The following is a 25847-nucleotide window of genomic DNA, read 5'->3' as shown; positions in this document are numbered from 1 at the left end:
TGGTTGAGGGTGGCGTGTGGATTGACGTCGATTGAGGAGTTCGAGTGAATCTCACCAAGCACCCCCTGACGGAGTTCGAGCAGCGCCTTGTCGACATTGCGGACGACAGGGGGTATGAATTAACCCACCTAGTGAAGAAGGTCTGCGAATTAAGCCATTCGAGAAGCTGCGTGACGATCTACCTCGTCCGCGTGTATACCCTCCGCGAGGTGATCGAGGTCAGGATCCACCCGGAAACCCCTCTGGCGGTGCTTGAGGCGATTGGCGCCATCCGCGGTCTGAGCGTCAACTCTGAATTCCGCTACCATTCCAATTTGCGTCGATTTCCGAGAAGGCGGAACAATGGCGTGACGGAGATTCCCTTCGCTCGTCCGGTCGGATGTGCGGATATCACTGCCTTCGATCGTCTGCTACAGACGCTTGCAACGGGCTGCTGATCCCCCCATTGCTGCGATCGAGCGACGTCGCCCGGCCATCTGGGGCTGCATGACAGCACATTCGCCGAGCCAGGACACCCCTCACACTCTCAGGACGGTGACCTGGCGGCCGGACGGGGTGGTCGCCTGCTCGAAGCCGCCGCGTTCCTTCCAGGGTGACGCTTCGGGGCGGCGGTCGAAGATGACCAGGACGCCGGTGGTGAGGGTGAGGCGGTCGAGGTAGCGGTCGAGCTGGGCCAGACCCTCGGGTTTGGGGTCGTCTGCGCCGGGTCGCCACACCTTCAGTTCCATGGCCTCGCGTTGCATCAGCCGTCCACCGTCGGGGCCGCTGTACGGCCAGCGAACGAGCACGTCGAGGCGTTTGGTGCCGGCGGCGTATTCACGGTCGAGGTAGCCGCCACCGTTGACCAGGCGGTGCAGGAAGGCCATGAGGATGATCTGGCAGGCGGCCTCGTGGTATCCCTCTTGCTGAATGAGGACTTCGCCGTGTTCGCGCCAGAACACGACGAACTCCTCCAGCAGGCGGGGCAGGTCGAACCGGCCGTCGGGGAGCACGAAGCTGTGCGGGTCGGCGTGGATGTTCTGTTCCGTCAGGTCGCCCAGCACGCGCAGGATGACCTCCCGGTAGATCGGGTTGGCCACCTGCGGCGGAGGTTTCTGCGTGATCAGGCCCAGATCGCGGGCGTAGGACAGGTCGTCGGAGTTGTGGCGGTCGGTGTAGGAGCCGCCGGCCACGATCGGTTCCATCACCCGCTTGACCCGGGGCTCGTGCAGCCGGGCCGCCAGGGAGTCCAGGTGGGTGGCGCGCGCCCGGATCAGCCGCTCTTTTGCGTCCTCCACCTGCCCGTCGCCGATCGTCCCGGTCACCCCCATCTTGAAGGTGATCTCATGGGCGAAGGCGTTGACCAGCCACGGTTGTCCCTGCGTCAGCTCGAAGACCTGGTCCACCGCGTCCTTGGTGAACTCCTGGCCTGTCGCCTGGGTGTGCTGGTCGTAGAGTTCGGCGATCTGGTCGGCGGTGAAGTCGCCCAGGCGCAGTGAGTCAGCGATGATGTTGAACGGGCTGATCGGGCTGAACCGGCCGGGGGCGCCGCCCGAGGCGACCTTGTAGTCACGCACGTCGCGCAACCCGCACAGCACCACCGACGCAGGGAACGGATTGCCATCTGGCCGTATGTTGTGACCGTCGCGGAGTTGGCTGAGGATGCTGATCAGACTCTCACCCTGCAGGGCGTCGATCTCGTCGAGGAACAGCACCACCCGGCGCGGGCAGCGGCGGCACCATGCGCTCAGTGCCTCACCGAACTGGGTTCTCACCGGGTTCTGTGGCCAGGGGTCCGGCGGCAGCAGTTCCTCAGGCCATCCAGACAAGTCGGCGGCTCTGCGGAGGGACTTCAGCAGGATCGTCTCCGCGGCGCCGATGTCATCGCCGACGGTCCCGGCGCGCTCGCAGGAGAACGACAGAGCGGCGATGTCGCCCTCGGCGGTCAGGTCGGAGGCCAAGGTGCGCAGCATGGTCGTCTTCCCGGTCTGCCGGGGCGCATGCAGCACGAAATACCGGTCCATCTCGATGAGCGCCCGCGCCTCGGGGAGCCGTGGTGTGGGGGGCAGCATGTAGTGGAGCTGTGGATCGCAGGGACCGGTGGTATTGAAATATCTCGCTCGGGGTGGTGGCATGGTCACATTCTGCCACCATTCCGAGCTGAGGGCCCGAAGATCCTCAGGCATGCCTCGGCCAGCTCCTCGTCGGTGAAAGGTCCGTACTGTTCCCGGTTCAGCAGGTCGGCGAACAGGAACCAGTGCCGCAGCAGGAACTCTCGATAAATCGGGTTGGCGATCTCCGGTGCTCCGGTTCCCCGGATGAGACCCAGATTACGAACGTAGGAGACGTCGTCGTCGAAGGAAGCGTCCGTGCCCGGCGGTGCGGAGGGCGTGCGGGACGACCGTTCGGAACGGGCACGGGACGAGCTGCGAACGGCGGCGGACCGGGTCGCCGAGAGCCTCGCCGCCATGGAGCGGTCGTGGCCGGACCGCGATGAGGACTGGGACGCCTACCTGCGGCACGCCAACGACCCGGCCTATGTCCGGCTGTCGATGGAGCTGACCCTGACGCGCGTCCTGCGGCAGGCGCTCGATCGGGATCCCGCCACCGCCCAGCGGATCGCCGAGCAGTTGCCCGCCTTCGGGCTCGCGCCGGACGACACCCAGACAGCCGCCGTGCTCCGGGACCTCGCCTACTACGTCGTTCACGGCATGAACGCCTGAGTGCACGATCGTTCCCGGGTGATGCCGGGACGCTGACGGTAAGGACCTGGAGGCGAGGTGCCCCACGCTGCGCCGTGAAGACGGCTCGTGGAACCCGAACCACGGCACGTGGTACGGCGAAGAAGAACTTCCGCCCCGGCCGGATGGGACGCGGCATTACCTGAAGCTCGGCTTCGCAAGCGAGGCTGAGGTGGTCGAGCGCTACCAGGCGATCGGGCGGCTGCTCGACATCCCGGAGGCCGGGCCGGAGGGGCATGAGGCGCGGATGGAGATCCTCGCCATGGTGAAGGCGGCGCACCGGAAGAAGGCGCCGATGCCGGACTACGAGGAACTCCACAAGAAGTAGCGGGCGGGGCAGCCGCTCCAGTCGATGACGTTCGGCGAGTACTGGAATCAGTGGGTGGCCCGGCGGCGCCGGTTGAAGGACATCCGTGAGAGCACGCTGCTCGGCTACATCTCGCACCACGCCACGCACTTCGGGGAAGTGCTCGACTCGGTGCGGCTGGACCGGGTGTTCGTGTCCACCGTCGAGGCCGTCTTCGCCAGGATCGATGAGAAGAACGCCGCTCTGCTCGCAGCGCGGGCGTCCGATGATCCGGTGGTTCGGGCGAGCGTGCGGGGTCAGCGGCCAACCGGCCCGGTGACGAAGCAGCGGATTCGGGCGACGATCCGTACTGTGCTGGGCGACGCTGAGCGGGAGCGGCTCGTGTCCTTCAACGCCGCGGCGCTGGTGAAGCTGGACGGCGGGCAGAAGGCTAAGGCCGTGGTGTGGACGAACCCGCGCGCGGAGGCATTCTCTGCCGCGTATGAGGCGCGGCTTACAGCGGAGCGGACGGCGCCCGTCCAGCCCAGGAAGGCACTCGAACGGTTCAAGGTGTGGCTGGCCACGCCGCGGCCGTCGCCGGTGATGGTGAATGCGCTCTATCACCTGATCGCGTTCCGGGGACTGCGCCGCGGGGAGGCGTGCGGTGCCCGGTGGGTGGATGGGGATCTGGACGAAGGGCTGCTGGCCATGGCCAAGCAGCTGTCCAACGTCGGCCGCGAGGTGAAGGAGGGCAAGCCGAAGACGGCGGCCTCGGATGCGGTGGTCGCCCTCGACCAGGTGACGGTGGCGGTGCTGCGCGCGCATCGGAAGCGGCAGTTGGAGGAGAAATTCACGCAGGAGAACGGGGCGGAGCTGCCCCCGGATTGGGTGAGCGAGCACTTCGAGCGGCTCACGTTCGCGGCCGGGCTGCCGCCGATCCGGCTGCATGACTTTCGCCACGGCGCGGCCACGCTGTCTCTTGCGGCGGGCAACGATATGAAGACGACGTCGGAGATGCTGCGGCACTCGTCGCTGTCCATTACCGCGGACTTGTATACGACGGTGTTGCAGGAGGTGGCTCGTTCGGCGGCGGAGGCTTTCATCGTTCTGGTGCCCCGGGCGGTCGCTGTGGGGGAGGCGTCCGAAACTGGCGGTCCCCCTTCGGTCCCCCTTAGGGCGGTGAGCCGACCCACGGATTCGTCGTCGGGTGCTGCGCCGCTGGTGGAGTGAGTAGGGCGGGTGGGACTTGAACCCACGACCCACGGATTATGAGTCCGGACTACATGAGGTGTGTTTGCGCAGGTAGGGGAGGTCGCCAGGGCGGTCCGAACTCGTATTCTCGCACGTATTTGGCAAGACCAAGGATGTAGCGGCCTCTGGCGAGATCAATTGGCGGACCCATGCTGCGTATCGCGCCGATGCGTGAACGGCCGTCTACAGGCTTCTCAGCGCTCCTTGTCAGCGCGCCCTCCAAATTGTCGGTCACTCACTCTAGGCTTCCTCCTGACTGTCAGACGTTCAAGGAGGGGGTAAGTCCACATGGAGCTACGAGAGTTCGTCCGGCTGGTCGGAGAGAAGTATGACCGAACGCTCCCGATGTCGAGCGAGGCACAGCAACTTCTTCGCCAAGCCGGCAAAGAGGTCATTAAGTGGATTCCCGGTACATACATCGCAGAGGGGAGTGGCGGCAAAGGAGTCGGGGCAACTTGCCCATGGATCGCTATCTTCAACCCTGAAGAGACCGAGACAGCGCGCCGCGGTATGTACGTGGTATATCTGTACGCCGCTGACATGAAGAGTGTTGCCCTCAGCCTCAATCAGGGGGTAACCGAGATCGGTGAGACGCTGGGGCGCCCCAAGGCGCGTCAAGCTCTGCGCGCCCAGGCTGCAGCTATTCGCGACGCGTTTGCCCCTGAGGCAATCCGTGATCTCGATGATCATATCGATCTGAGGACTAAGGCGCCGCTACCGGTAGATTATGAGTACGGCAATATTGTTGCCCGCACATATCAGCTAGATCAGCTGCCGGACCAAGCCGAAATGGTCGCCGACCTGCATCGTTTCATTCAGTTGTACGATCTTTCTCTGGAGGCTCGCGAGGAGGGAGCCCAACAGGGCCATTCCGCCATCGTCACGCCGCGTCGCCGACAGCAGAAAAAGAAGAAGCCTCTTATCTTTAAGCCTAAAGACGACAGTGAATATCGGCAACTGATTCGCGTCCGCGAAGCCCTCAAGAAGCGAACCCATGAAACGCTTGTTAATTCCTACGCCTATTTTCTTGAACAGCGCGGATTTTTTATTGCCTCTCCTCATCCTAGAGACCTTACGGCTGATCGTGGAGGCTTGCACTATCTGGTCGAGGCCAAAATTATTCGCGGCGGAGATGCTGAGGGCGCTGCGCGCGAGGCATTTGCTCAACTCTTTTTCTATGGACACTTTCTTTACGATCGAAGTGCGATAGTTAGCAAAGTTGCACTTTTCAACGAGAAGCTTGGTGATGCCCATCTCGAATTCTTTGAGCAAATGGGCATCGCTGTAGTGTGGGCAGACGGTGAGCATTGGGGCGGAACCCCAACTGCGATCGCCTCCCATCTCTGCTGACCTGAAGGGGGGCTGTTGAACCCTTGGGAGGAAGCCCGTAGGGATTGGCGTCGATCTCCGCGAGTTTGACTCGACGCCATGCGCGTAACTTCTCAAACCATGAGGTCCCCACGGCCTTCGGTAGGTGTCTTCGCGCCCGTAGTCACTCCCCCCGCGGCACGTCATTCCCGAAGGTCAGTAGTGGTACGTCGTACAGTTCCGGATTCCGAGGCCGCGTCATGGAAGGTGAGAGGACTTCGACCACGAGCATCTCAGTTAGGAATTGCACCTGAGCTGACAGTAGGTGACTCGTGTGGCCAACCGCAGACCGCTCTTTGAGTCCGAGTGTGACATGGATGTGAGGGAGGATGCCGCCTTTTTCAGGAGCCGCTGCGATGGTGCCGCATCCCATGGCTTCCGCGTTGGTGAGGTAAACCTTGGTCCACACTGGAGCTTCGGGGTTTTCAAGCTTCTCGCAAGTACCCACGATCTCAGCTTCGGCAAAGCCCGCAATGAACATAGGGATGTAGCCCTGGCGAATGTCGTGTTCACGGCAGAATTTCGCCAATGTAGTCATGAAGTCGTCGCCGTGGTCGAAGGTGACTCCGAAAGTACGCCCGGTCGTCAGCTGGTGGGCTCGCATGCGCTCTCGACTCCTTTCAATGGTCAAATGTGCTAATCCAGTGAATTGTAGAACTCATCCACGGCCCCCGACCGCCGCGAACGTCTCCCTGACCGATCCGGCGCCGACCCCTGACGCGAGAAGCAGGTGGAGAAGAATGCGCGCCTTCAGAGGGTCAAGGTAACCCGCTGGAATCAAACTGCGCGCCAGCAGATCGGATTCCGACCCCTCGAAGCCATACGTCCGCTCGTGGACAGGACCGGCGCCGGTCCGCGAGGCCAACACGACGGGCTTGATCGACGCGAGCTTGGCCAGCGCCGGCACCATGCCCGCAGGAACATGCCCGACACCGAAAGCGCCGACCACCAGACCATCGACCTCTTTGCCCATGGCTGAAACAAGCTCTCCATCGTCGCCTAGTGCGACGGTGAACAGACCGACCCTGACCGTGCGCCATCTCTCAGGCGTCAGGATCGGCCCTCTCGCCATACGCAACGGGATGTCCACCTGGCCCTCGACCACGTGGCCGATCGGCCCGTGATTTGGCGAAACGAACGCCGCCGGACTGCTGGTGTGGGTCTTTCGGAGCCAGCGCGCTGCGTGAATCTGGTCATTGAAAACGACCAAGCAACCCAAGTCGCGCGCCGTACGACTTGCTGCTGTACGAATCGCGGCCAGCAGGTTGGCGGGGCCATCTGCGCCAGCCATGGACGGGTTCCGCATCGCTCCCGTAACCACCACCGGAGCCTCGTTGCTCCACAAGAGATCCAGCACGTAGGCCGTCTCCTCGATGGTGTCGGTCCCCTGAGTGACCACAACGCCATCCGCGCCGTTACGCACCGCGCCCTCCATTGCTTTGGCAAGCTCGGCGAGGTCGGCAAAGGAGAGCGATGCGCCGGGGAGTTGTCGGAAGGTCTGCACGTCCAGCTCAACGGCGATGTTGTCGAGCCCCGGAACAGCCGTAAGCAACTCCTTGGCGGTCAATGTGGGCACAACCCCGTTGGCTCCGGGAACCATGGCGATGGTGCCGCCCAGGGAGAACACGGCAACGCGGGCAGGGGCAGTCACAAGAGAACCTTTCTCCAGGTTGAACCACGTGGCCAGTCACGCGACGTTCTGGCCCATGTCGTTGACGAAAGCGCATGCCGCGTCGATGCCGGCAACCGAGATCAATCGGCTGCGAGGACGCAGCAGTCCGGCCGTACCGACGTGAGCGAGCGCCCGGCATCGGGTAACGAGCCACGCCCAGTCCAGTTCGAGATACGCGGCCAGCGCGCGAAGCCGCTCCGCAGGGCTGTTAGCTTCAATGACGGAATGCGCGCCGACCTGGCCGGTAGCCTCACGGAACTCACGGAGAACGGAGACACGCTGAGTAGTGTCTACGTGCCACATGCCCGCGCCGCGGACCCAGTTAGCAATGATCGCTTGCTCGCCACCGAGGACGAACCCCTCGACGCTGGAGTACGCGGGATCATCGCACACCTTGGTATGAATCCCCGTGGCTTCCATCAACGCGATGGACACGAAGAGCAAAACACGCTCATGGCGCGGCGAATCCTGGACGGCCCTGTGTGGGATGCAAAACATTCGCACCGATGCCTGATCTCCGGTACTAGAACGAACCCCACGCAGATAGGCGTACTTGTGGTCGAACAGCAACCATGTGCATGCCTCCTCGCCACGCTGCTCACGAGTCCAGAAGATCGGCAGTTCTGGCAGGGTGGTCAGGTTGCGCAGGATATGCCGAGCACAGAAGTCGGACCCGAGCCAAGCGTGGGACACCCTTCCGAGATCCGGAGCCGCCTCACGGCTGACTGCTGAGGAGGTGAGCGCCTCGTACTGCGCAAGCTCCTCACGGGAGATGGCAAGCTCCTGATCGTCTGCCTGTAGACCATCGTCAAGGCTGGCTGCTGCCCACAGTAGGCCGTACGTGAAGTCGTCCAGCTCGTAGGCGCCGGGGATGGCAATAGTGTCGCTGTCAGGAGATTGTGCGAGCCGCCGTCGCGCCTCCCGAGCATCCATCGCGAAGAATCGCGATTCGTCGGCCGATCGGTCGGCCGCAATCAGGAGCCCGCGACTTGTCGCACGCGAGAACTCCGCCCACCGGGGGGCGTTCGTCAGTCTCGTCATGACGCGCCCCTCGGAGGTGCTGCCCGCATGGAACTGCATGCGCAAAACTGCGCCCTCCATGGCGCGACCGTCAGGAAGTAGTGCCGTGAGATCGACACCGAAGTCCGGCGTCGGTCGCGAGAGTTTCAGATCAGGCCATCTCACTTTGGCGTGGCCGGCGAAGCCGTACAGATCATTCAACCCACCGATGAGGGGCAGGTCCGTTCTTAGCTGTGCGAGCAATGCGCTTGCACTGCCCCCCACGAGAAACGTCCTCCGGTCCACGCTTGCCCACACTTGCCCCTCCTCGTCCGCATAGAACGACAGTCTCTCGGGGGCAAGCGCATCTTGCGATGGCACTTCGATGGCATTTCGGGGCCGGAACCCCAACTGATCGAAGCTCCTGCCGGTCAACGCCTCCAAGGCTCGCTGATACGCGGGACGTGGTCGCCCGACTTCTCCATCTTCCCAGCGCGCGACCAGGCGCGCGTCACAGGCAAGGCCATGCTCACCGATCGTGTCAGCAATGGCGACCAGTGCTCGCGCGAACTCCTCACGCGATTCGCGCCGCTCCTCTTCGCGGATGCGGCGAAGCACGTGGTTGGGCGTTTTGACCCTGATTTTGGTGGTCACCGCCACGCCTTCCGCCAGCGCCTTTATGGACTTTGCACGGAGTACGGCAACCGTAACTGTTCGCTGCCGCCGTCGCTAGACGGTTTGCCATTTCAGTGCCGTGCGAGACGCCATCGATATGCCTTGGCCTTCGGCGGTCTCCTTGAGGTGGCGCAGGACACGCAGCGCCACCAGAGGAGAAAGGGAGCGGAGATGATACGGAACACTGCCGGCGGGAGCGTCCTCACCGATCTTGAGGTTGTTGCTCCAGCTTCGCGAGCCTGTTGGCGAGATCCTTCACTGTCGCTTCCAGGATCGACACGCGCGCCGAGAGGGCGGGCTCAGGGCCACCTTCCTTGTTCGGATCCCGAACGAAGAAAGCCCGACCTTGCTGCGAGATCACCAGTCCCTCAGTCCGCAATTCGCGGAGGGCGTTCTGGACGGTCTGAGCCGAGATGCCGTAATCCCGCGCAAGGTCACGGATCGACGGCAAGCGACTGCCTGGCACGCGTTCGCCCGACTCGATGCTTTGCCGCAGAGCGTCCGCTAGCTGGAGATACGGGGGGCGGGGGTCGTTGTCGCTAATCGTCACCTGACCAGCGTACCCGCCGAAACCGTAAGTGTCCTGTAGCGCCCTATTGCGTGCTAGCACAGTACTAGCTAAGTTGGCACGTATCAGCACAGCACAAGTCCTCGCACAGCTCTACGCACCTGGGACGGCGGCGCACTCGCGCACCACTAGGGCTGTCGCACTCGCTTCTTTGAGAACTCAATAGTGACGACGAAGGGCCACCGCCTCCCGCGAAAAGGCGGCCTGTGCAGGGGAAACGCCCTGCGCACTGATCCATGTTCACCCGCGACGGCAAATAGCCGTCTACCGCTCGTGGCCCGGAGGGTTTGCCCCTCCGGGCCACGCCCAGTTCCGCCCCGATGGTCGCAGGCAGGGTTCGACTCCCCGCCGGGGCACTGTCCGCAAACGAAACAAGGAGAAGTGCCATGACCCGCTGGGAATACCGCATCGATCTTCCTCCCAACACCGTGACCGAGCTTCGCGCCTACCAGGCCGCAGGCGGTCTGCCTGGTGCCTTGACCACGGCTGGGGCTGAGGGCTGGGAGCTGGTCACCGTCACGTCCAACCAGACGCTGATCTATAAGCGCCCCATAGCCCAGCACTGATGTCCGTCACCGTACTTCCGCCCCGATGGTCGCAGGCAGGGTTCGACTCCCTGCCGGGGCGCTTCATTCGCCACCCCCAACCCAAGGGACTCACCATGACCATGACCGCGTACGTCACATTCACGCACCCCGACGTGTTCACCCGAGGCGTTAAGGAAGGCTGGGCGGACCCGCAAACCGACCCGACACAGATCGACTGGACTTCCCGCCAGGCCGCCGCCGCGATTCCGTTCGAGGTGATCGGTAGTCGCCCCGTCAACCCGTGCGAGACGACCGGCGTCCGCTACGGCCGCAACGAGCTGGGCCACTGGGGCGAGCAGTTGGCGGCCGACGCCATCGTCACCGCCGACACCGAGACTGGCCGCTGGCTGGTCATGGTCGAACGCTCAGACGGTCACGGCTGGGCTATCCCCGGCGGCTACGTGGAGCCCGGAGAAGACCCGGAGGCGGCGGCGGTCCGCGAGCTGGCCGAAGAGACCTGCCTGAACCTGACGAGCGCATCTCGCCGACCGCTCCCAGCGCGGTACGTGCCCGACCCGCGCGCCAGCGATGAAGCGTGGATGGTCACCGTGCCCGTCCGGTTCCACCTCGGCACCTTGCCCCGCGCCGAACTGCCCGCCGTCGTTGGTGCCGACGACGCCAAGCGAGCCGTCTGGGTCCGCGCCGACAGCTACGCCCACCTGGTCGCTCACCTCAGCGGCTTCTACGCCGGCCGCGTCTTCCGCGCCCACAAGGCCATGCTGCGAGACCTCCTCGGCTGATATCCGCTCTACCGCCCCGATGGTCGCAGGCAGGGTTCGACTCCCTGCCGGGGCACTCCGGCTGCTTCGCCGGCCACCTACACCCCAAGGGAGCTCCACATGCAGATGCAGCCTGCCAAGAGCGTCGGCCGGTTCCTGCCGACCCTGTTCCTGATCGGCTTCGTCATCTACCTCTTCACCGACCCGCACGGCGCTGCCGTGGCGGTCAAGTGGGCTTTCGAGGCGATCGTGACCGGCGCGCAGCAGTTCGCCGAGTTCATCAAGGCCGTCAGCAACTGACTCGACTCACCCGCTGGGGGCGGCCCTCATCCGCCAAGACCTGAGCCGCCCCCGCTCGACTCCCGAAGGAGTACCACCATCATGGTTCGTCCGGACCTGTCGATCCACCCAGCGCGCATGTCGCTCGCCGAGATCGAAACGCTGTGGGGCGGGGATGCCGACCCGCTGCTGCCCGAGTGCACCTACGACCCGGAGCTACACACCGGCCCGCGCCTCACGGTCGAGACGAGCGCCGAGCGCGCCGCCCGTGAGGCCGTGGCGCGCGAGGTGTGCGCCACCTGCCCGGCCCGCCTGCTGTGCGACCAGTACGCCCTCAACACCCGCCCGACCTTCGGCATCTGGGCCGGCCGCACCGCCGCCGAGATCGACACCCACGCCCAGATCAGCGAGCTGTACGAGGCCATGCGCTCCCGTGCCGCTCAGCGACTGTCCGGGTTGGAGGTGGCGTGATGAACGCCACCAGATACCCCCATTTGGACAAGGCCGCCGCCGGCCGCCCGTTCGACCAGATCGGAGTGGAGTTCTGGCCATCCAAACCCACCACGCGGCGCGGCCTCACCTGCGCAGTGCTGCGTCCCGGCGTGATCGACGATGACGCCGACGAATTCTTCGCGTGGGGCTACTGCTGGCTCCTGGCGGCTGCGCTGCATGAGGCTACCGGCTGGTCATACGGCCTGGTCGAACGCCGGCGTGAGGACGGTTGGGAGTGGACGCACGTGGGCGTCATCACCCCTGCCGGCCGGTTCCTCGACATCCGCGGTTGCCACGATCGCGACGGTCTGACCGCCAGCCTTGAAGCCGCCTACGGCATGCCGACCCGGATCCGCGCCGGCGCGTTCGCCGACCTGCGGCAGGCCATGGGCATGCCCGAGGACACTCAGCCGAATTGGTGGCTGGGCCTGCTGGCTGAACCCATCCTCGCCGATGTCGTCCGCTACTTCGCCGCTCACCTGCTCACCACCCTGTGCCAGCGAACGGAGGCCGCGTGATGTCACGTATCCGTGCACGCTTCTGGGACCCTGCCGGCGAGCGGTACGGCATCCCCACCTACCCATGGAAGATGGCCCCGCCACACCTGCTCACCCTGCGTCAACTCACCGCCGAAGGGCTGAGGCCCGGCGGGCAGGGTGTACAGGCCCAAGTGCTGTGGCGCTCGCGCCGGCACGGCGCGCCCGGCGTGCGCGCCGCCTACCTCTACGACGTGCGCTTCGCCCTACCCAAGCGCACCGCCACCGCGCGTCAGCGCATCGCCCTCGGCAAGGCCAACGCCGCGCGCCGTACCTGCCCCGAGTGCCTGCGTGATGCCGGCTACGTGCTGCCGCGCCACCTGGGCATCTGCCTCGACTGCGCCGAGGAAGCCGCCGCCCGCACCGACAGAACCGATTGGAGGAAAGCCGCATGAGCACCGCCACACCGACTCCCGAGCCGAGCCCGGAGGACATCTCCCGCGCGCTGGCCGAGATCGAACGCCACCTGACCGAACCGGCGCCGCCCGCGCTGCCCTCGGCGCCGGCCGAGCCGGACGACGCGGGGGAGACCCGGCGGGTACGGCAGTTGCGCGCCGAGGTCGCCGAGGCCCGCCAACTGGCCGCGCTCCAGACCGACGACACGCCGCTGCTGCTGGACACACCCCGGCTGCGCAAGCGCCGCAAGAAAGCCCACGAGGCCGCCCGCCTGCACCGGCTTGGCCGAGACCCTGAGATGCGTGCCTGGCAGGCCGCCCGCATGCGGCGCCTGCTGACCACCGCCCTCATGGTCGCGCTGGCGCTGGCGCTGGCCTGGTCCACCGCCGGCGTGCAGCACTTCGCCGCCGAGGGCGCCGCCGCCTGGTCGCCCGGCTGGGTCTTCGCCTGGCTGGTCGAACCGTTCATGTCCATCGCCCTGCTGGGCATCGTCGGGGCACGTGCCTACCTCGGCACCCAGGGCCAGCCGCTCGACAACCCCAAGCTGATCCGCATCGAGTGGCTGTTCCTCGGGCTGACTCTCGGCATGAACGCCTGGCCGTACCTGCCGTGGAGCACGGAGGAGTTCTCGCTGTCGCGGTTGGTGCTGCACGTGCTGGGGCCGATCGTGGCCGTGGCCATCGTCACCGCCCTGCCCATCATCCTGGCCGCGTTCGCCCGGCTCGACCCCACCGGCGGGACGGCTGACGGCGGGCTTACCGGCCTTACGTACAGCGCAAACACCGATGATCGGGTAAGGCGAACCGCCGCCGAGGTGGCCCCGCTGATCGAACGCGCACAGATCCTCATCGCCGCCGGCACCCTGCCCGCCAACCCCAGCGCCTACAAGCTCCAGCGGGCGCTTCGCTGCGGCATGGACGACGCCCGCGCCGTCCGTGACGCCCTCGCCGAGGAGGCCGCGTGACGACCACGCCGGCCCGCCCCCACCACACGAACACGCAGGGTGCGGCCACATCCGCCAAGACCCGGCCGCACCCTGCCACCCCGCCCGCTGCAACGCACACGAGGTGATCCCATCATGACGCACGACCCGTTCCACCACGCCGACCAGCCCGACCAGCCCGAACCGCCCACGAGCGGCGCCCCGGCCACCGACCCCGACCACGCCGGCGAGCCCGCCGAGGCCGGCGACGGCAAGGGCGCGAACATCGTCCACCTGGACACCGCCCGCGCCGGCCGCCACCCCTACCGCCCCGACGACCCGGAGCCGACCAGCCCCGCCCCGGCCAGCGACCGCCCGACCCTGGACGGCCAGGTCATCCAAGTCGACCAGCCCGGCGGGGAGGATCGCGACTGGCGCGCCGAGCTGGAGGCCAAGGTGCGCACCAGCCGCCCGGTGGTGCCGCTGTGGCTGCGCTCGCGCGCCGAGGCGATGCAAACCCTGACCTGGCTGGGCAAGCACTACGCGCACGTGGCCGGCTACCAGCTCACCCGCACCCCGCTGTACGCCGGCCGGCTGGCCTTCCGTTCCCCGCGCGGCCTGGCCCGGCTGGTCGGCGGCATGGTGCGCTGGACGTTCGACCTGGAAGGCGAGCCGGTACGGGTGGCCGCCGTGACCAAGGCCGACCCCGAGGCGTACCTGAAGCTGTCCCGGCAGCGTGACGCCCGCGTCCGGCTGCGCGTCCCGGTCATGCTGGTCGTGCTGGTCACGCTGCTGATCGCGGCCCTCATCGTGGCAGGCCAGCCGGCCACCGTGCAGTGGGGCGCCCTCGCGGTGGCGCTGGCCGCCCTCGGCATCCTCGGCAAGCCCGCCGACCGGCCGCTGATCGAACGCGCCGTGCTGGCCTCCACCGTGGAGAAGCTCACCAGCGACATCGTCATCCGCGCCCTCATGGTGCTGGGCATCAGCGGCATCACACAGGCGATGTCCAAGAACCCCAAGGACGCCATCCGGTTCGTCTCCCCGATCACCCGCGACGGCCCCGGCTGGCGCGCCGACCTCGACCTGCCGTACGGCGTGACCGTGGGCGACGTGCTGGACAAGCGGGAACGGCTGTCCGGCGCGCTGCGCCGCCCGCTCGGCTGCATCTGGCCCGAGGGCGACTCCTCCATCCACGAGGGGCGGCTGATCCTGTGGGTGGGCGACAAGGACCTGTCCAAGACCATCGTCAAGTCACCCCTGCTCAAGGCCACCTCGCACGACCTGTTCAAGGGTGTCCCGTTCGGCAACGACCCGCGCGGCCGGCTGGTCACCGTGCCGTTCATCCAGCACAACATCCTGATCGGCTCGCTGCCCGGCCAGGGCAAGACCGCCTCGGTACGCGAGCTGGCCGCCGGCGTGGTCCTCGACCCCACCGCCGAGGGCTGGTTCCACGAGCTGAAGGGCACCGGCGACCTCGACCCGTACGAGAAGGTCTGCCACCGCTACGTCTCCGGCATCCACGATGAGGCCATCGCCTACGCCGCCGACTCCCTGGCGCTGCTGCGCAAGGAGGTCATGCGCCGCGCCGCCGCACTCAAGACGCTGCCTCCGGACCTGTGCCCGGACAAGCGCGTCACCCGGCAGATCGCCGACAAGCGCTCTCTCGGGTTGCACCCGCTGGTGGCCATCTTCGACGAGTGCCAGAACCTGTTCGCGCACGCCGAGTACGGGGCCAAGGCGGGCGAGGATGCCGAGTTCATCATCAAGCTGGGGCGCGCCCTCGGCGTGGTGCTGATCCTGGCCACCCAGCGCCCGGACAAGGCCAGCCTGCCCACCGGCATCTCGGCGAACGTGTCCATCCGGTTCTGTCTGAAGGTGGCCGGCCAGACCGAGAACGACATGATCCTCGGCACGTCCGCGTACCAGAACGGCATCCGCGCCACGGTGTTCGTGCCCAAGGACGACGCCGGCACCGGCTACCTGATCGGCGCCACGCCAATGCCCAAGGTGGTCAAGTCCGCCTACCTCGACACCCCGCAAACCCAGCTCATCGCCGATCGCGCCTACGCCCTGCGCAAGGCCGCCGGCACCCTGTCCGGTCACGCCCTCGGGGAGACGCCCGAACAGAGCGCGCCGAGCTATGACCTGCTGGCCGACATCCTGGCCGTGGTCGGCGCGTCCGAGGCCAAGGTGTGGAACGAGACCGTCATCGCCCGCCTGGCCGAACTGCGACCCGACGTCTACGGCGGGTGGGAGGTCGAACAGCTCACCGCGATGCTCAAGCCGCACGGCATCAAGACCGTCCAAGTGTGGGGCACCACGGCGGACGGCAAGGGCGCGAACCGACGCGGCATCATCCGCGAAGACGTTGCGCAGCGTAGTCACGGAGCGGCTTCGTAACCCTGTGATCCCCCGCTAGGTCTAGCGGGCTCGCCTGCTAGACCTAGCACCCCTCCTAGCACTCAATTCCAAGATCTACCAGGGCACTAGCGCCTAGCGCCCGACCTGCAGCAACCCCGGAAACCGGCCTGGAGGCCACCTTGGCTACCCTCATCACCCTGCTAGTCGCCTGCCTACCGATCGTCACTCTCGGTTACATCTGCTGGTGCTACGCCTCCCCGTGGGGCACCTGCCGGCGCTGCACTCCCGGCGGTAAGAACCACGCCTGCCGCGCCTGCGACGGCACCGGCATGCGGCCCCGCCTCGGCTGGCAGCTCTACGTCTACCTCCGCCGCTTGCACCACGACGGCACCCGCTGACCCGTAGCCCCTGCGCTCCAAGGTCGCCAGAAGCGAGCACCGCCGAGAGGTCGCGCCCAGCGACACCCAGCCCCAACAAGACCCGAGAAGCCCGCTGAGACGCGATTCCCACCGGCTCCTTTGTTAAGACATCAGGACAAATGTCCAAGCCCGTTCTGAGGCGCTCTCAGCGCCGCACAGGGCCATCGCAGCCACAACCGCACGAAAGGAAGACCCGCCATGTCCGGCGAGACCACGATCACCATCATCGGCAACCTGACCGGCGACCCCGAGATGCACTACACCCAGACCGGCACCGCCGTGGCGAGCTTCACCATCGCCTCCAGCGCCCGCACCTACAACAAGCAGGTCGAACAGTGGCAGGACGGAGAGGTCCTGTTTATGCGCTGTAGCGCGTGGCGCGACCTCGGCGAGCACGTCGCCGAATCGCTCACCCGAGGCACCCGCGTCATCGCCTCCGGACGGCTGCGCATGCGCACGTTCGAGACCAGCGACGGCGACAAGCGCACCGTCACCGAGATGACCGTAGACGAGATCGGCCCGTCCCTGCGGTTCGCCACCGCCAAACCGCAGAAGGCCGCCCGCACCGGCAACAACGGCCACGCCGGCGGCGCGCCCGCCGACCCGTGGGCAAGCGCCGCCCCCGCCAACGCTGGCACCGGCGGCCAGTGGCAGGGCGACGAGCCGCCGTTCTAAATCCCCCTCTCGCACCTGTGCGCCGGCCTCGGCGACAAGCAGTCGAGCACGTAGCCGAGGCCCCGCCTCACTCCGATCACAGCCATCACCGAAAGGCCCCTGATCGTGAACACCGCAACGCCATCAGATGCCGCCCTCCGTGTTCTCAGCCTCGGCGCGGGCGTGCAGTCCACCACCCTGCTCTTGCTGTCGGCTCATGGCAAGCTCCCCAAGATCGACGTAGCCGTCTTCGCCGATACCGGGTGGGAACCCAAAGCCGTCTACGCCCACCTCGATCGGCTGGAACGCGAGGTAGCCCAGCCCGCCGGCATCCCCATCCTGCGCGTCCGCGCCGGATGGGTCGAAGGCAACGTGCCCGCATCCGCGCCGGCGCGCATCACTGGCAACCTCCGCACCGACTCACTCACCCCCGGCGCATTCGTGCGTCTGCCCGTGTTCGTCCGCGACCGAGCCGGGACCGGAGCCGCGATGGTGCGCCGCCAGTGCACCGAGGAATACAAGATCAAGCCCATCAAGGCGGCCATCCGCGCCCTGCTGGGCTACCCGCACCCGCGCCCCGTCCCCACCGCCGTGTGCGCCGAACAGTGGGTCGGCATCAGCCGCGATGAGTTCCACCGGGCCAAGGACGCCCACGTGCGCTACCTGCGTAACGCCTTCCCCTTGCTCGACATAGACGGCGCTGCCGATGGCCGGCCCGGCTGGACCCGCACCGACTGCCAGCGCTACCTGCGTAGCCACGGCTGGGCGGCCACCCCCAAGAGTGCCTGTATTGGCTGCCCCTTCCACGGCAACCGCCAGTGGCGCGAGCTGCGCGACAACCACCCCGACGAATGGGCCGACGCGGTCGCATTTGACCGCAGCCTGCGCGAGATGGCCTTGCGAGGCATCAAGGAACAGCCCTACCTGCATCGCAGCCTGTTGCCCCTCGACCAGGCCCCTATCAACAAGGTCACCCGCAACGAATGGAAGCAACGCCAAACCGACCTGTTCGAGGCCCTGGCCGACGACGCAACCGACAGCGCGGCATACGACGACGCCGAGGAAGGCGCTCCTGCCGGCTGTTCTCCGTGGAGCTGTCGCGGCGACCAGATCACCGATGAGGCGGCCTGACAGCCGGTGGTATGCGGCCTCGGCGACAGCCGCCAAGCACACGCCGAGGCCGCCCGCCCCACTTCCGATCATCAAAAGGAAGGCACCTGCCAGCATGACAGCCACCACCAACACCGGCTACCGGATCTACCAGGGGCGCGTTTCCCTGGATTGGCACAAGGCACGCGAGCACTGGGGCGGGGGACGCCGCCGCCCCTGTCGCTTCTGCCGCCGCCCGAGCTTCCTGCTTGACGATGACCGGCGCCCGGTTCACAAGATCTGCCTCGAACGAGCGCTGACCGCCTCCCTGACCACCAAGACCGACAGGTGGGCGGCATGACCCACCCTCACAACCCGGTCGCTGCCGCCCTCGGAGCCGCCGCCCGAGGCTGGCCGGTCTTCCCCATCGCGGTGGGCGACAAGGCGCCCCCGCGCGGCTTCACCGGCTGGGAGACCCGCGCCACCTGCGACCCCGAGCGCATCCGTGCCTGGTGGCGACACACGCCCTACAACGTCGGCATCGCCACCGGCCCCGCCGGACTGGTCGTGATCGATCTGGACACGCCCAAGCCCGGCCAGCACCCGCCCCGAGAGTGGGACCTGCCCGGCATCGGCGACGGCGCCGACGTGTTCGCGCTCCTGTGCCAGCGCGCCGGCGTCCCGATCGAGTGGGAGACATTGCAGGTGCGCACCCGGCGCGGCGGCCTGCACCTGTACTACACCGCCCCGCCCGGCATCCGGCTCCCGAGCACCAACGGCAGCCTGGCATGGCTGATCGACACCCGCGCCTGGGGCGGCTACGTCGTCGCCCCCGGCAGCACCGTCACCCTCCCAGATGGCGCTGGCCGGTACACCGTGCAGCACGCCACGACGCCCGCCCCGCTGCCCCCCTCCCTGTTCAAGCTACTCAAGCCCACCCAGATACCGGCCAAGAGGCCCGTACACGTCCCCATCGCCGATGATCATCATTCCGCCTACCTGCGCGCGGCCCTTGACCGCGAGCTTGCGCACTTGGCCGCCGCCCAGCCTGGCCAGCGCAACCGCGCCCTGTTCGGCGCCGCTGCCGCCCTCGGCGAACTCATCGCCGGCGGTGCGCTCCCTGAACAGCCCGTCAAAGAGCTGCTTGAACAGGGAGGGGGCGACCTCGGACTATCCCGCAGCGAAGTCATCCGAACCATCGAGTCCGGGTTGCGGCACGGCGCCCGCCGCCCCCGCCGCCTGGCCACCATCTGACTCCACGCATGGGAGGCACCATGACCCATCACCCGACCGGCGCACAACTACTCGACCGGCTCCGCGCCGCCCTGACCCGATACGTCATCCTGCCCACCCCGGAGACAGCCGACGCCGTCACCCTGTGGATCGCAGCCACCCACGCCCAACCCGCATGGGCACACGCGCCCCGCCTGGTCATCCGAGGCCCCGAAAAGCGCTGCGGCAAGTCCCGACTACTCGACATCGTGGAGGCCACCTGCCACAACCCGTTCATCACCGTCAACTCATCCAGCGCCGCCGTCTACCGCTCCATCACCGAAGACCCACCCACCATGCTCGTGGACGAAGCCGACACCATCTTCGGCCCCAAAGCAGACGGCAACGAAGACCTACGCGGCCTACTCAACGCCGGACACCAACGCAACCGGCCGGCCAAACGCTACGACGCGGCCACCAACCGCGTGGAAAGCATTCCAACCTTCGCCATGGCCGCACTCGCCGGCATCGGCGCCATGCCCGACACCATCGAAGACCGCGCCGTCGTCGTCCGCATGCGCCGCCGCGCACCCGGCGAAACCGCCGCACCCTACCGCCACCGCCGCGACCGCACACCACTCCGCGACCTGGCCGCCGACCTCAACCAGTGGCTACGCGCCGACCTCGCCACCCTCGAACAGGCCGAACCCGCCATGCCCGTGGAAGACCGCGCCGCCGACACCTGGGAACCCCTGGTCATCGTCGCCGACTACGCCGCCGGCACCTGGCCCGAGCGTGCCCGCGCCGCCGCCGTCGCCCTGACCGCCGAGGCCGACGACAGTGGCCAGACCTCGGCGCGTGTGCGCCTGCTGGCCGCCTGCCGTACCGCGTTCGGCACCGACGCGGCCCTGCCCACCGCCGCACTTCTGGAACGGCTCAAGGCCGACCCCGAGGGCGAATGGAACGACCACGGACCCGCTGGCCTGACCGCGATGAAGCTCGGCACGATGCTGCGTGAGTACGACATCCGGCCGGCCACCATCCGGTTCCCGACCGGACAGGCAAAGGGCTACCAACGCGCCGATTTTCTCGACGCGTGGGCGCGCTACTGCCCTACCCCCGAACCGCCGCCGGCCGCCGACGAACCCCCGCCGAACGCCGATGTGCTGCGGTTCGAGCGGGGGAGCCGTACCAGCCGTACCAGCCTCATCAATGCAGGTCAGCGTGGTACGGCTTCCGCTCCTGGTACGGCTTAGCCGTACCACCGATTCAAGCCGTACCAGCCCTGACCAGGGAAAACGAGGCTGGTACGGCTGGTACGGCTACCCCCGTCAAACCCGCCCTTGCGCCCTCCTCAACCACTCTCGGCGGTGCCACCAACACGCCCGAAAGGAACGCGCCAAATGGCTGCAACCGTCACCCGCCTACACGCGATGCTCACGGTCCCCGAGGTCTGCGCCGAACTCCAGATCTCCCGATCCACCTTCTACGACTGGCGACAGAAAGGCAGCGCCCCGCGCTGCATCACCCTGCCCAACGGTTCGCTGCGGGTCCGCCGTGGCGACCTCGATAGTTGGCTCAACGCCCGAGAGGACGCCGCCTGATGAAGGACATCACCTACGACGTTCGCGTCTACAAGACTGAGGTCTACAAGGGCAAAAAGGCCAATACGTACTACGTGCGATGGAAAGCTGGAAGGGTGTGGCGTAAGCCCTTCCGGAACGCGGCGCAGGCAGACACGTACCGGGGGGAACTACAGGCCGCCGCGCGCAAGGGAGAAGCGTTCAGTCTCCTTACTGGCGAACCCGTGAAGTGGAACCGCACCGCACGGCCCGAAATGAGCTGGTACGAGTTCGCGTGCAAGTTTGCCGACTTCAAATGGAAAGCCGCCTCGGCGAAGTACCGACAAGACATCGCCCGCGCCCTTACCGCAGCCACCCCCGCCATGCTCGTGAGCGACAAAGGCAAGCCATCCGATCTCAATCTCCGCACGGCCATGCGCCGATGGGCCTTCAACACCAAGCAGCGAGACGAAGCACCCGAAGAAATGGCGAACGTGTTGGTGTGGCTGGCCAAGCACACCAGGCCGGTGTCCGATCTCTCCGAGGCCGCCGCCCTCCGTGCCATGCTCGACACGGCAACCTCTCGCTTGAACGGCAAACCCGCCGCCACGAGCACGATTCGCCGGCACAAGACCATCCTTCAAAACGCGCTTGATTACGCTGTAGAGCTAAAGCTCTTCGACTCGAATCCGATCAAGTCACTCAAGTGGAAACCCGTCAAAGTCACCTACGAAGTAGATAGACGCAGCGTGGTCAACCCCACGCAGGCGCGCCGACTTCTCGCCGAGGTCGAAGCACAGAAACCCAGCGGAAAACGGCTCGTGGCGTTCTTCGGCGCGATGTACTACGCCGCACTTCGCCCAGAGGAAGCCGTCAACCTCAGAGAGGACAACATCATCATTCCCGAGCGGGTCAAGAACGCCGAGACAGGACAGATGGAAGAACCCGCCAACGACTGGGGGGAACTGCACTTCTCACACGCGGCCCCGTTCGCCGGACGCGAATGGACCGACGACGGCGGCCTGCGCGAGAGGCGCCCCCTCAAACACCGCGATGAGGGCGTGATACGAGTCGTTCCCTGTCCGCCGCCGCTGACCAAGCTCTTCCGTGCGCATCTCGCCGAGTTTGCCCCTGGTCCCGGAGAACGCCTCTTTACCGGCGTCCACGCTGGAGAGTTGCCCTACATCACGTGCCGGCGTGTGTGGAACAAAGCGCGCCAGAATGCCCTGACCGACAAGGAGGTACAGTCACCGCTGGCCAAACGGCCGTACGACCTTCGCCACGCCTGCGTCTCGACCTGGCTCAACGCAGGCGTACCGGCTACGCAGGTAGCGGAGTGGGCAGGTCACAGCGTGGATGTCCTCCTCAGGATCTACGCCAAGTGCATCGTTGGCCAAGACGAGACCGCTAAGCGTCGCATAGCTGACGCACTCCGCGATGAGTGATCGCCAGGCCGCCACGAACGTGCGCACGTATTTGGCACAGGTACCCGCAAACGATCGGCGAGAGCCGTAGACAGCCGGACACGAAGAACCCCCGCCCCGGCGCAACAGCGCAGGTCAAGCGGGGGTTCGGGCTGGTCGAAGAGGGTAGGGCGGGTGGGACTTGAACCCACGACCCACGGATTATGAGTCCGATGCTCTGACCGGCTGAGCTACCGCCCCTGGATGAAGTTGTGCGACACGTGCCGGGCCTCGAGCGGATCATGCCGAGCCCCGCGCATGGCTAAGGCTAGAGCATTGGACCCGGTCGTGGTGCCCGGCCGGACGCGAGACACGTCTCTGCTGGACATCATTCCATGTCCTGCAGCGTTGTTGGAGCCCAAGTCGATCATATTCGTGTCTCTCCCGGCCTGACGGTGGCTCGTCCCTCAGCGACGGTGAGCACCAGGGAGAGCACTCCGCGCGGGTGCGGACGCGCCCGGGTACCGTCTGATCATGTCCGTCAAGCTGATCTACGAGACGCATTCCATCACCGTGGACAACGAGACCGGCATCGCCACCGGATGGCTGCCCGGCGAGTTGTCCGAGCGCGGGCGGGCGCTGGCCATGGAGCTCGGGGCGCGCAGGCGCGACGTGGATGTCGTGTACGCCTCCGACCTGCGGCGGGCGGTGCGGACGGCGGAGATCGCCTTCAGGGACGGCAAGGAGGTCAGGCTCGATCGCCGGCTAAGGGAATGCGACTACGGCATCTACAACGGGCGGCCGGTCAGCGAGGTGGCGGCGTTGCGCAGCCGGCATATCGACACCCCATGGCCCGGCGGGCAGAGTTACCGGCAAGTGGTGGCCGAGATGGCGGCGTTCCTCGGCGAGGTGATGGGGGAGTGGCAGGGATGCACGGTCCTCCTGGTGTCGCATTCCGCCAATCGGTGGGCGCTGCAGCACCTGCTGCACGGGATTCCGCTGGAGGAGCTCGTCGACGCCCCGTTCGATTGGCAACCGGGTTGGGAGTTCGACCTCGCCTCATAGGGGCGGCAAGGGGCGAGGCCGGGGCTTCGCTGCCCCGGCCTCGGTCTAGCCGAGTCGGTTCCGGCCTTGATCCGGTCGGCGCTGGTTCGGCTGATTTGCCGGATCAGGGGGCATTATGGGCGGTTCAGGCCCAGCGTGTACGAACCCGACCCGCTGTAAGCGTGCACCCGATACCGGTAGTACCCGGCCGTGCCGCTGTAGCTGATCGTCTCGTCGGGGTTCGGGCTGTCGCCCCTGGCCACCACCGACCAGGACGAGCCGTTCCACTTCTGCAGGTAGACGTCGAAGTCCACGCCGTCCGGTCCGTCCAGGCAGGCCGCGTGGGTGCCGGAGACCGTCGCCTGGTAGTAGGAGCCGTTCGGCTGGTACGCGCTCGCGTTCGACGTCAGCGACCCCGTGTACGTCTCCTCATAGCTCTGGCAGCCGGTCGGCGGGTCGGTGCCGCCCGCGGTGACCAGCGTCAGGCTGCCCGTCGAGAGGATCTCGCCGATGGGCTGGAAGTACGTGGTGCCGCCCACGGAGCAGTTGCCCGAGCCGCCCGAGGTCATGCCCTGGGCCTGGTCGCCCGAGATGAACGAGCCGCCCGAGTCCCCGCCCTCCGCGCACACCGTGGTCCGCGTCAGGCCTGTGACCGTGCCCTCCGGGTAGTTGACGGTGGCGTTGAGCGCGGTCACCGTGCCGCAGTGCCACTGGGTGGTCGAGCCCGAGCGGCAGACCGAGCCCTGGGGCTGGGTGACGGTCGCCCCGCGTACGGGGAGGATGCCGGCGCTGTAGCCGTTCACCACGCCAGGGGCGGTCCACTGCGAGTTCGTCGCGACCCACGCGTAGTCGTTGCCCGGGAAGGACGAGATCTCGACGGTGCCCTGCGCCACCCGGTTGTAGCCGGTCGTGGTCACGCCCGTGCCGCCGCAGTGGCCGGCGGTGGTGAAGCCGAGCTGGGTGCCGCGCCTGGCCGCGAAGCCGACCGAGCAACGGTAGCCCTCCGAGGTGTAGTACGCGTCACCGCCTCGAATGTCGTAGAACAGGCGCGGCCGCTCGGCGGACCGCTCGATCTTCACGGCCGCCGCGTCCACGCCGCTGGCGGCGATCCAGGAGCGTGCCGCCTGCTCGTCGCTCGCCAGCACGACGACCGAGTTGTCCTGGGGAGAGATGGCCCAGCTGTGTACGGTGGCCGGCGGCGCGGCCCGGTCCAGGCCCTCCTTGACCGTGGAGAGCTGGGCGAACGTGCGCGCCACGATGCGCGGGGAAGCGCCCGCGCGGGTGATCTCGCGCGCGTCCGCCGGGTCGACGCTGCCCACGACGAGGGTGCTCTCGCTGCCCTCGTACCAGACCCCGGCATAGCGGTCGCCGAGTCTCTTGCGCAGGCCGGGTGCGGCGGCGTTGCCGCGGGCCTCGTTCGCCAGGCGGTTGATCGCCTGTTCTTCGGAGATGCCGAGGTCGCGCTCGATGGCGTCGACGACGCCGGAGGGCGGCTTCCCTGTTGATTCGGCGGAGACGGCGGGGGTCGCCGTCACGACTAACGCGCCGATCGCGATCGCGATCAGCGCCGGAGTGCGGAGCATGATTGTCTCCTCGTGGCTGGGGGTGCCGTCACCGTAACGGCGAAGCCAGGCGGGGAGGAGTACTACTTTGCCCCTATCGCCGTGTTATGGAGCGGTGCCGTATCCCGGATTCCGTACCAGCCAGTCGTGGTAGACGGGGCTCCGGCGTACGGCGTCCATATGGGCCTGCTTGGCCTGCGCCACCACCCAGGCCGCGTCGGGCGCGGTCGGATGTCGGCCGAGCAGCTGCCGCCAGCGCAGCGGCGCGCCCGCGAAGGGCACCATGGCCAGGCCCTGCGCGGGCTGATGGGTGGCCTGGCAGAGCACCACGGCGCGGCCGACCTGGGCGAGGTGCGTGCACGTCGGCACGTCCGTCTCGTAGATCGTGCCGGGTGTGAACCCGGCGCGAGCGCAGGCCATCGCGAAGCAGTCGGCGAAACAGCCGTCGCCCGGCGTCACCGCCCACTGCTCCTCGGCGAGGTCGGCCAGTTCCACCTCCTTCTCCTTGGCGGCGGGGTGGTCCTCGGCGACCAGGCAGAAGACGGGATCGACGCTGATCGTCTCCCACAGCAGCCCGCCGGAGGGGGTTCCGGAGTCGCCGCAGGCGCCGGTCAGCACGTAGTCGAGGCGGCCGAGCTCGACCCTGCCGGTCAGCTCGTGCGCCGACCAGGAGGTGTAGGTGCTGACCGGGCGATCGGCGGCGAGCCGGTCCACCAGGCCGCCGAGTATGGGGCCGTTGGTGGCGCCGATGCGGAAGCCGGGGGTGGGGGCGTGGGCGAATCGTACGGCCTCGTCCTGCAGCTCCTTGGCCGCGGGGAGGAGGACACGCGCCCTGGCGAGCACGAGCTCGCCGAGGCGGGTGGGCCTGGCGCCGTGGCGGTCACGCTCGAACAGGGCGCCTCCGAGCACCCTCTCGATGCGCTTGAGCTGGGCGGTGAGGGCCGGTTGCGCCAGCCCGAGCAGGGACGCGGCTTTGCTCACACTTCCCGCGTCCGCGACCGCCCGGACGATCCTGAGGTGCCTGAGCTCGAGGTCCATAACGGGAAGGTAAAGCCGGGACATCTTACACAC

29 protein-coding genes and 1 tRNA gene are annotated in these 25847 nt (G+C 67.1%); 22 read left to right on the top strand and 8 right to left on the bottom strand.

Annotated elements, in window-relative coordinates; all coding sequences use genetic code 11:
* Positions 1–44 precede the first annotated feature (44 nt).
* Positions 45–437 (top strand): hypothetical protein, encoded by a 393-nt coding sequence (locus ACTMTI_RS43900; protein ID WP_441126758.1) that lies wholly within the window; start codon positions 45–47, stop codon positions 435–437.
* Positions 438–518: 81 nt separating this feature from the next.
* Here the strand turns inward: ACTMTI_RS43900 and ACTMTI_RS43895 are convergent, their stop codons facing one another.
* Entirely contained in the window at positions 519–2114 is a 1596-nt protein-coding gene (locus tag ACTMTI_RS43895; RefSeq protein ID WP_441126757.1) for an AAA family ATPase, read from the bottom strand.
* A gap of 234 nt (positions 2115–2348) precedes the next feature.
* On the opposite strand from ACTMTI_RS43895, the gene ACTMTI_RS43890 reads away from it, so the two are divergent.
* From ACTMTI_RS43890 to ACTMTI_RS43875, 4 genes are all read left to right on the top strand, one after another.
* Positions 2349–2702, top strand: coding sequence for a hypothetical protein (locus ACTMTI_RS43890; protein WP_441126755.1), 354 nt, complete (start codon positions 2349–2351; stop codon positions 2700–2702).
* A gap of 190 nt (positions 2703–2892) precedes the next feature.
* Entirely contained in the window at positions 2893–3048 is a 156-nt protein-coding gene (locus ACTMTI_RS43885) for a hypothetical protein (protein ID WP_441126754.1), read from the top strand.
* A gap of 24 nt (positions 3049–3072) precedes the next feature.
* A complete protein-coding gene (locus ACTMTI_RS43880) occupies positions 3073–4236 on the top strand; it encodes a tyrosine-type recombinase/integrase (RefSeq protein WP_441126753.1) in 1164 nt (387 codons plus the stop codon).
* 309 nt (positions 4237–4545) lie between these two features.
* Positions 4546–5607: an MrcB family domain-containing protein gene (locus tag ACTMTI_RS43875; protein ID WP_441126751.1), complete on the top strand. Its 1062-nt coding sequence runs from the start codon at positions 4546–4548 to the stop codon at positions 5605–5607.
* 142 nt (positions 5608–5749) lie between these two features.
* On the opposite strand, the gene ACTMTI_RS43870 is transcribed toward ACTMTI_RS43875, so the two are convergent.
* The 4 genes from ACTMTI_RS43870 to ACTMTI_RS43855 all read right to left on the bottom strand — a co-directional run bounded on the left by ACTMTI_RS43870 (position 5750) and on the right by ACTMTI_RS43855 (position 9521).
* Positions 5750–6229, bottom strand: coding sequence for a PPC domain-containing DNA-binding protein (locus tag ACTMTI_RS43870; RefSeq protein ID WP_441126750.1), 480 nt, complete (start codon positions 6227–6229; stop codon positions 5750–5752).
* A 54-nt stretch (positions 6230–6283) separates the two neighbouring features.
* Positions 6284–7276 (bottom strand): asparaginase, encoded by a 993-nt coding sequence (locus tag ACTMTI_RS43865; protein WP_441126749.1) that lies wholly within the window; start codon positions 7274–7276, stop codon positions 6284–6286.
* Positions 7277–7312: 36 nt separating this feature from the next.
* Complete coding sequence (locus tag ACTMTI_RS43860; RefSeq protein WP_441126747.1) at positions 7313–8950, bottom strand: hypothetical protein; 1638 nt, start codon at positions 8948–8950, stop codon at positions 7313–7315.
* Positions 8951–9173: 223 nt separating this feature from the next.
* Positions 9174–9521, bottom strand: coding sequence for a GntR family transcriptional regulator (locus ACTMTI_RS43855; protein ID WP_441126746.1), 348 nt, complete (start codon positions 9519–9521; stop codon positions 9174–9176).
* Positions 9522–9925: 404 nt separating this feature from the next.
* Between ACTMTI_RS43855 and ACTMTI_RS43850 the strand changes: the two genes are divergently transcribed.
* The 16 genes from ACTMTI_RS43850 (at position 9926) to ACTMTI_RS43775 (ending at position 22212) form a co-directional block, all read left to right on the top strand.
* Entirely contained in the window at positions 9926–10105 is a 180-nt protein-coding gene (locus ACTMTI_RS43850; RefSeq protein WP_441126745.1) for a hypothetical protein, read from the top strand.
* A gap of 95 nt (positions 10106–10200) precedes the next feature.
* Positions 10201–10866: an NUDIX domain-containing protein gene (locus tag ACTMTI_RS43845; protein ID WP_441126743.1), complete on the top strand. Its 666-nt coding sequence runs from the start codon at positions 10201–10203 to the stop codon at positions 10864–10866.
* Between the two features lie 99 nt (positions 10867–10965).
* On the top strand, positions 10966–11145 hold the full coding sequence (locus ACTMTI_RS43840) for a hypothetical protein (RefSeq protein WP_441126742.1): 180 nt from the start codon (positions 10966–10968) through the stop codon (positions 11143–11145).
* 81 nt (positions 11146–11226) lie between these two features.
* On the top strand, positions 11227–11595 hold the full coding sequence (locus tag ACTMTI_RS43835; RefSeq protein ID WP_441126741.1) for a WhiB family transcriptional regulator: 369 nt from the start codon (positions 11227–11229) through the stop codon (positions 11593–11595).
* A complete protein-coding gene (locus tag ACTMTI_RS43830) occupies positions 11595–12134 on the top strand; it encodes a hypothetical protein (protein ID WP_441126740.1) in 540 nt (179 codons plus the stop codon). The genes ACTMTI_RS43835 and ACTMTI_RS43830 overlap by 1 nt, the downstream gene beginning before the upstream one ends.
* Positions 12134–12547, top strand: a complete 414-nt coding sequence (locus tag ACTMTI_RS43825; RefSeq protein WP_441126739.1) for an RRQRL motif-containing zinc-binding protein — start codon at positions 12134–12136, stop codon at positions 12545–12547. The genes ACTMTI_RS43830 and ACTMTI_RS43825 overlap by 1 nt, the downstream gene beginning before the upstream one ends.
* Positions 12544–13512, top strand: coding sequence for a hypothetical protein (locus ACTMTI_RS43820; RefSeq protein ID WP_441126738.1), 969 nt, complete (start codon positions 12544–12546; stop codon positions 13510–13512). The genes ACTMTI_RS43825 and ACTMTI_RS43820 overlap by 4 nt, the downstream gene beginning before the upstream one ends.
* Before the next feature lie 114 nt (positions 13513–13626).
* A complete protein-coding gene (locus tag ACTMTI_RS43815; RefSeq protein WP_441126737.1) occupies positions 13627–15870 on the top strand; it encodes a cell division protein FtsK in 2244 nt (747 codons plus the stop codon).
* Between the two features lie 140 nt (positions 15871–16010).
* Positions 16011–16229 (top strand): hypothetical protein, encoded by a 219-nt coding sequence (locus ACTMTI_RS43810; protein WP_441126736.1) that lies wholly within the window; start codon positions 16011–16013, stop codon positions 16227–16229.
* Positions 16230–16448: 219 nt separating this feature from the next.
* Positions 16449–16925 (top strand): single-stranded DNA-binding protein, encoded by a 477-nt coding sequence (locus ACTMTI_RS43805; RefSeq protein ID WP_441126735.1) that lies wholly within the window; start codon positions 16449–16451, stop codon positions 16923–16925.
* A 105-nt stretch (positions 16926–17030) separates the two neighbouring features.
* On the top strand, positions 17031–18035 hold the full coding sequence (locus tag ACTMTI_RS43800) for a hypothetical protein (protein ID WP_441126734.1): 1005 nt from the start codon (positions 17031–17033) through the stop codon (positions 18033–18035).
* A gap of 94 nt (positions 18036–18129) precedes the next feature.
* The gene (locus tag ACTMTI_RS43795; protein WP_441126733.1) at positions 18130–18354 is read left to right on the top strand and encodes a hypothetical protein; all 225 of its coding nucleotides are present in this window, start codon (positions 18130–18132) and stop codon (positions 18352–18354) included.
* Entirely contained in the window at positions 18351–19247 is an 897-nt protein-coding gene (locus ACTMTI_RS43790; protein ID WP_441126732.1) for a bifunctional DNA primase/polymerase, read from the top strand. Before ACTMTI_RS43795 ends, ACTMTI_RS43790 begins: the two co-directional genes overlap by 4 nt.
* A 20-nt stretch (positions 19248–19267) precedes the next feature.
* Positions 19268–20461 carry a DUF3631 domain-containing protein gene (locus ACTMTI_RS43785; RefSeq protein ID WP_441126731.1) on the top strand — a complete coding sequence of 398 codons (1194 nt, stop codon included), beginning with the start codon at positions 19268–19270 and terminating at the stop codon, positions 20459–20461.
* Between the two features lie 147 nt (positions 20462–20608).
* Positions 20609–20809: a helix-turn-helix transcriptional regulator gene (locus ACTMTI_RS43780; RefSeq protein ID WP_441126730.1), complete on the top strand. Its 201-nt coding sequence runs from the start codon at positions 20609–20611 to the stop codon at positions 20807–20809.
* Positions 20809–22212: a tyrosine-type recombinase/integrase gene (locus ACTMTI_RS43775; protein WP_441126729.1), complete on the top strand. Its 1404-nt coding sequence runs from the start codon at positions 20809–20811 to the stop codon at positions 22210–22212. The genes ACTMTI_RS43780 and ACTMTI_RS43775 overlap by 1 nt, the downstream gene beginning before the upstream one ends.
* Positions 22213–22357: 145 nt before the next feature.
* Here the strand turns inward: ACTMTI_RS43775 and ACTMTI_RS43770 are convergent.
* Positions 22358–22431 (bottom strand) — tRNA-Ile (locus ACTMTI_RS43770).
* 273 nt (positions 22432–22704) lie between these two features.
* Here ACTMTI_RS43770 and ACTMTI_RS43765 point away from each other — a divergent pair.
* A complete protein-coding gene (locus ACTMTI_RS43765) occupies positions 22705–23235 on the top strand; it encodes a histidine phosphatase family protein (protein ID WP_441126728.1) in 531 nt (176 codons plus the stop codon).
* Positions 23236–23348: 113 nt separating this feature from the next.
* Here the strand turns inward: ACTMTI_RS43765 and ACTMTI_RS43760 are convergent, their stop codons facing one another.
* Positions 23349–24797, bottom strand: coding sequence for a S1 family peptidase (locus ACTMTI_RS43760; RefSeq protein ID WP_441126727.1), 1449 nt, complete (start codon positions 24795–24797; stop codon positions 23349–23351).
* Between the two features lie 84 nt (positions 24798–24881).
* A complete protein-coding gene (locus ACTMTI_RS43755) occupies positions 24882–25814 on the bottom strand; it encodes a LysR family transcriptional regulator (protein ID WP_441126726.1) in 933 nt (310 codons plus the stop codon).
* Between the last annotated feature and the right edge of the window lie 33 nt (positions 25815–25847).

The organism is Nonomuraea sp. H19 (genome assembly GCF_052068215.1).
Classification (GTDB): Bacteria; Actinomycetota; Actinomycetes; order Streptosporangiales; family Streptosporangiaceae; genus Nonomuraea.
The sequence above is the reverse complement of the archived record's forward strand: the minus strand, read 5'-3'. Positions and strand labels throughout refer to the sequence as shown.

Coding starts and splice junctions, on each gene's coding strand:
- ACTMTI_RS43780 (WP_441126730.1), top strand. CDS start 20,609: ATGGCTGCAACCGTCACCCGCCTACACGCGATGCTCACGGTCCCCGAG.
- ACTMTI_RS43880 (WP_441126753.1), top strand. CDS start 3,073: ATGACGTTCGGCGAGTACTGGAATCAGTGGGTGGCCCGGCGGCGCCGG.
- ACTMTI_RS43805 (WP_441126735.1), top strand. CDS start 16,449: ATGTCCGGCGAGACCACGATCACCATCATCGGCAACCTGACCGGCGAC.
- ACTMTI_RS43840 (WP_441126742.1), top strand. CDS start 10,966: ATGCAGATGCAGCCTGCCAAGAGCGTCGGCCGGTTCCTGCCGACCCTG.
- ACTMTI_RS43870 (WP_441126750.1), bottom strand. CDS start 6,229: ATGCGAGCCCACCAGCTGACGACCGGGCGTACTTTCGGAGTCACCTTC.
- ACTMTI_RS43795 (WP_441126733.1), top strand. CDS start 18,130: ATGACAGCCACCACCAACACCGGCTACCGGATCTACCAGGGGCGCGTT.
- ACTMTI_RS43760 (WP_441126727.1), bottom strand. CDS start 24,797: ATGCTCCGCACTCCGGCGCTGATCGCGATCGCGATCGGCGCGTTAGTC.
- ACTMTI_RS43790 (WP_441126732.1), top strand. CDS start 18,351: ATGACCCACCCTCACAACCCGGTCGCTGCCGCCCTCGGAGCCGCCGCC.
- ACTMTI_RS43830 (WP_441126740.1), top strand. CDS start 11,595: ATGAACGCCACCAGATACCCCCATTTGGACAAGGCCGCCGCCGGCCGC.
- ACTMTI_RS43825 (WP_441126739.1), top strand. CDS start 12,134: ATGTCACGTATCCGTGCACGCTTCTGGGACCCTGCCGGCGAGCGGTAC.
- ACTMTI_RS43775 (WP_441126729.1), top strand. CDS start 20,809: ATGAAGGACATCACCTACGACGTTCGCGTCTACAAGACTGAGGTCTAC.
- ACTMTI_RS43755 (WP_441126726.1), bottom strand. CDS start 25,814: ATGGACCTCGAGCTCAGGCACCTCAGGATCGTCCGGGCGGTCGCGGAC.
- ACTMTI_RS43820 (WP_441126738.1), top strand. CDS start 12,544: ATGAGCACCGCCACACCGACTCCCGAGCCGAGCCCGGAGGACATCTCC.
- ACTMTI_RS43850 (WP_441126745.1), top strand. CDS start 9,926: ATGACCCGCTGGGAATACCGCATCGATCTTCCTCCCAACACCGTGACC.
- ACTMTI_RS43845 (WP_441126743.1), top strand. CDS start 10,201: ATGACCATGACCGCGTACGTCACATTCACGCACCCCGACGTGTTCACC.
- ACTMTI_RS43835 (WP_441126741.1), top strand. CDS start 11,227: ATGGTTCGTCCGGACCTGTCGATCCACCCAGCGCGCATGTCGCTCGCC.
- ACTMTI_RS43785 (WP_441126731.1), top strand. CDS start 19,268: ATGACCCATCACCCGACCGGCGCACAACTACTCGACCGGCTCCGCGCC.
- ACTMTI_RS43815 (WP_441126737.1), top strand. CDS start 13,627: ATGACGCACGACCCGTTCCACCACGCCGACCAGCCCGACCAGCCCGAA.
- ACTMTI_RS43765 (WP_441126728.1), top strand. CDS start 22,705: ATGTCCGTCAAGCTGATCTACGAGACGCATTCCATCACCGTGGACAAC.
- ACTMTI_RS43875 (WP_441126751.1), top strand. CDS start 4,546: ATGGAGCTACGAGAGTTCGTCCGGCTGGTCGGAGAGAAGTATGACCGA.
- ACTMTI_RS43895 (WP_441126757.1), bottom strand. CDS start 2,114: ATGCCACCACCCCGAGCGAGATATTTCAATACCACCGGTCCCTGCGAT.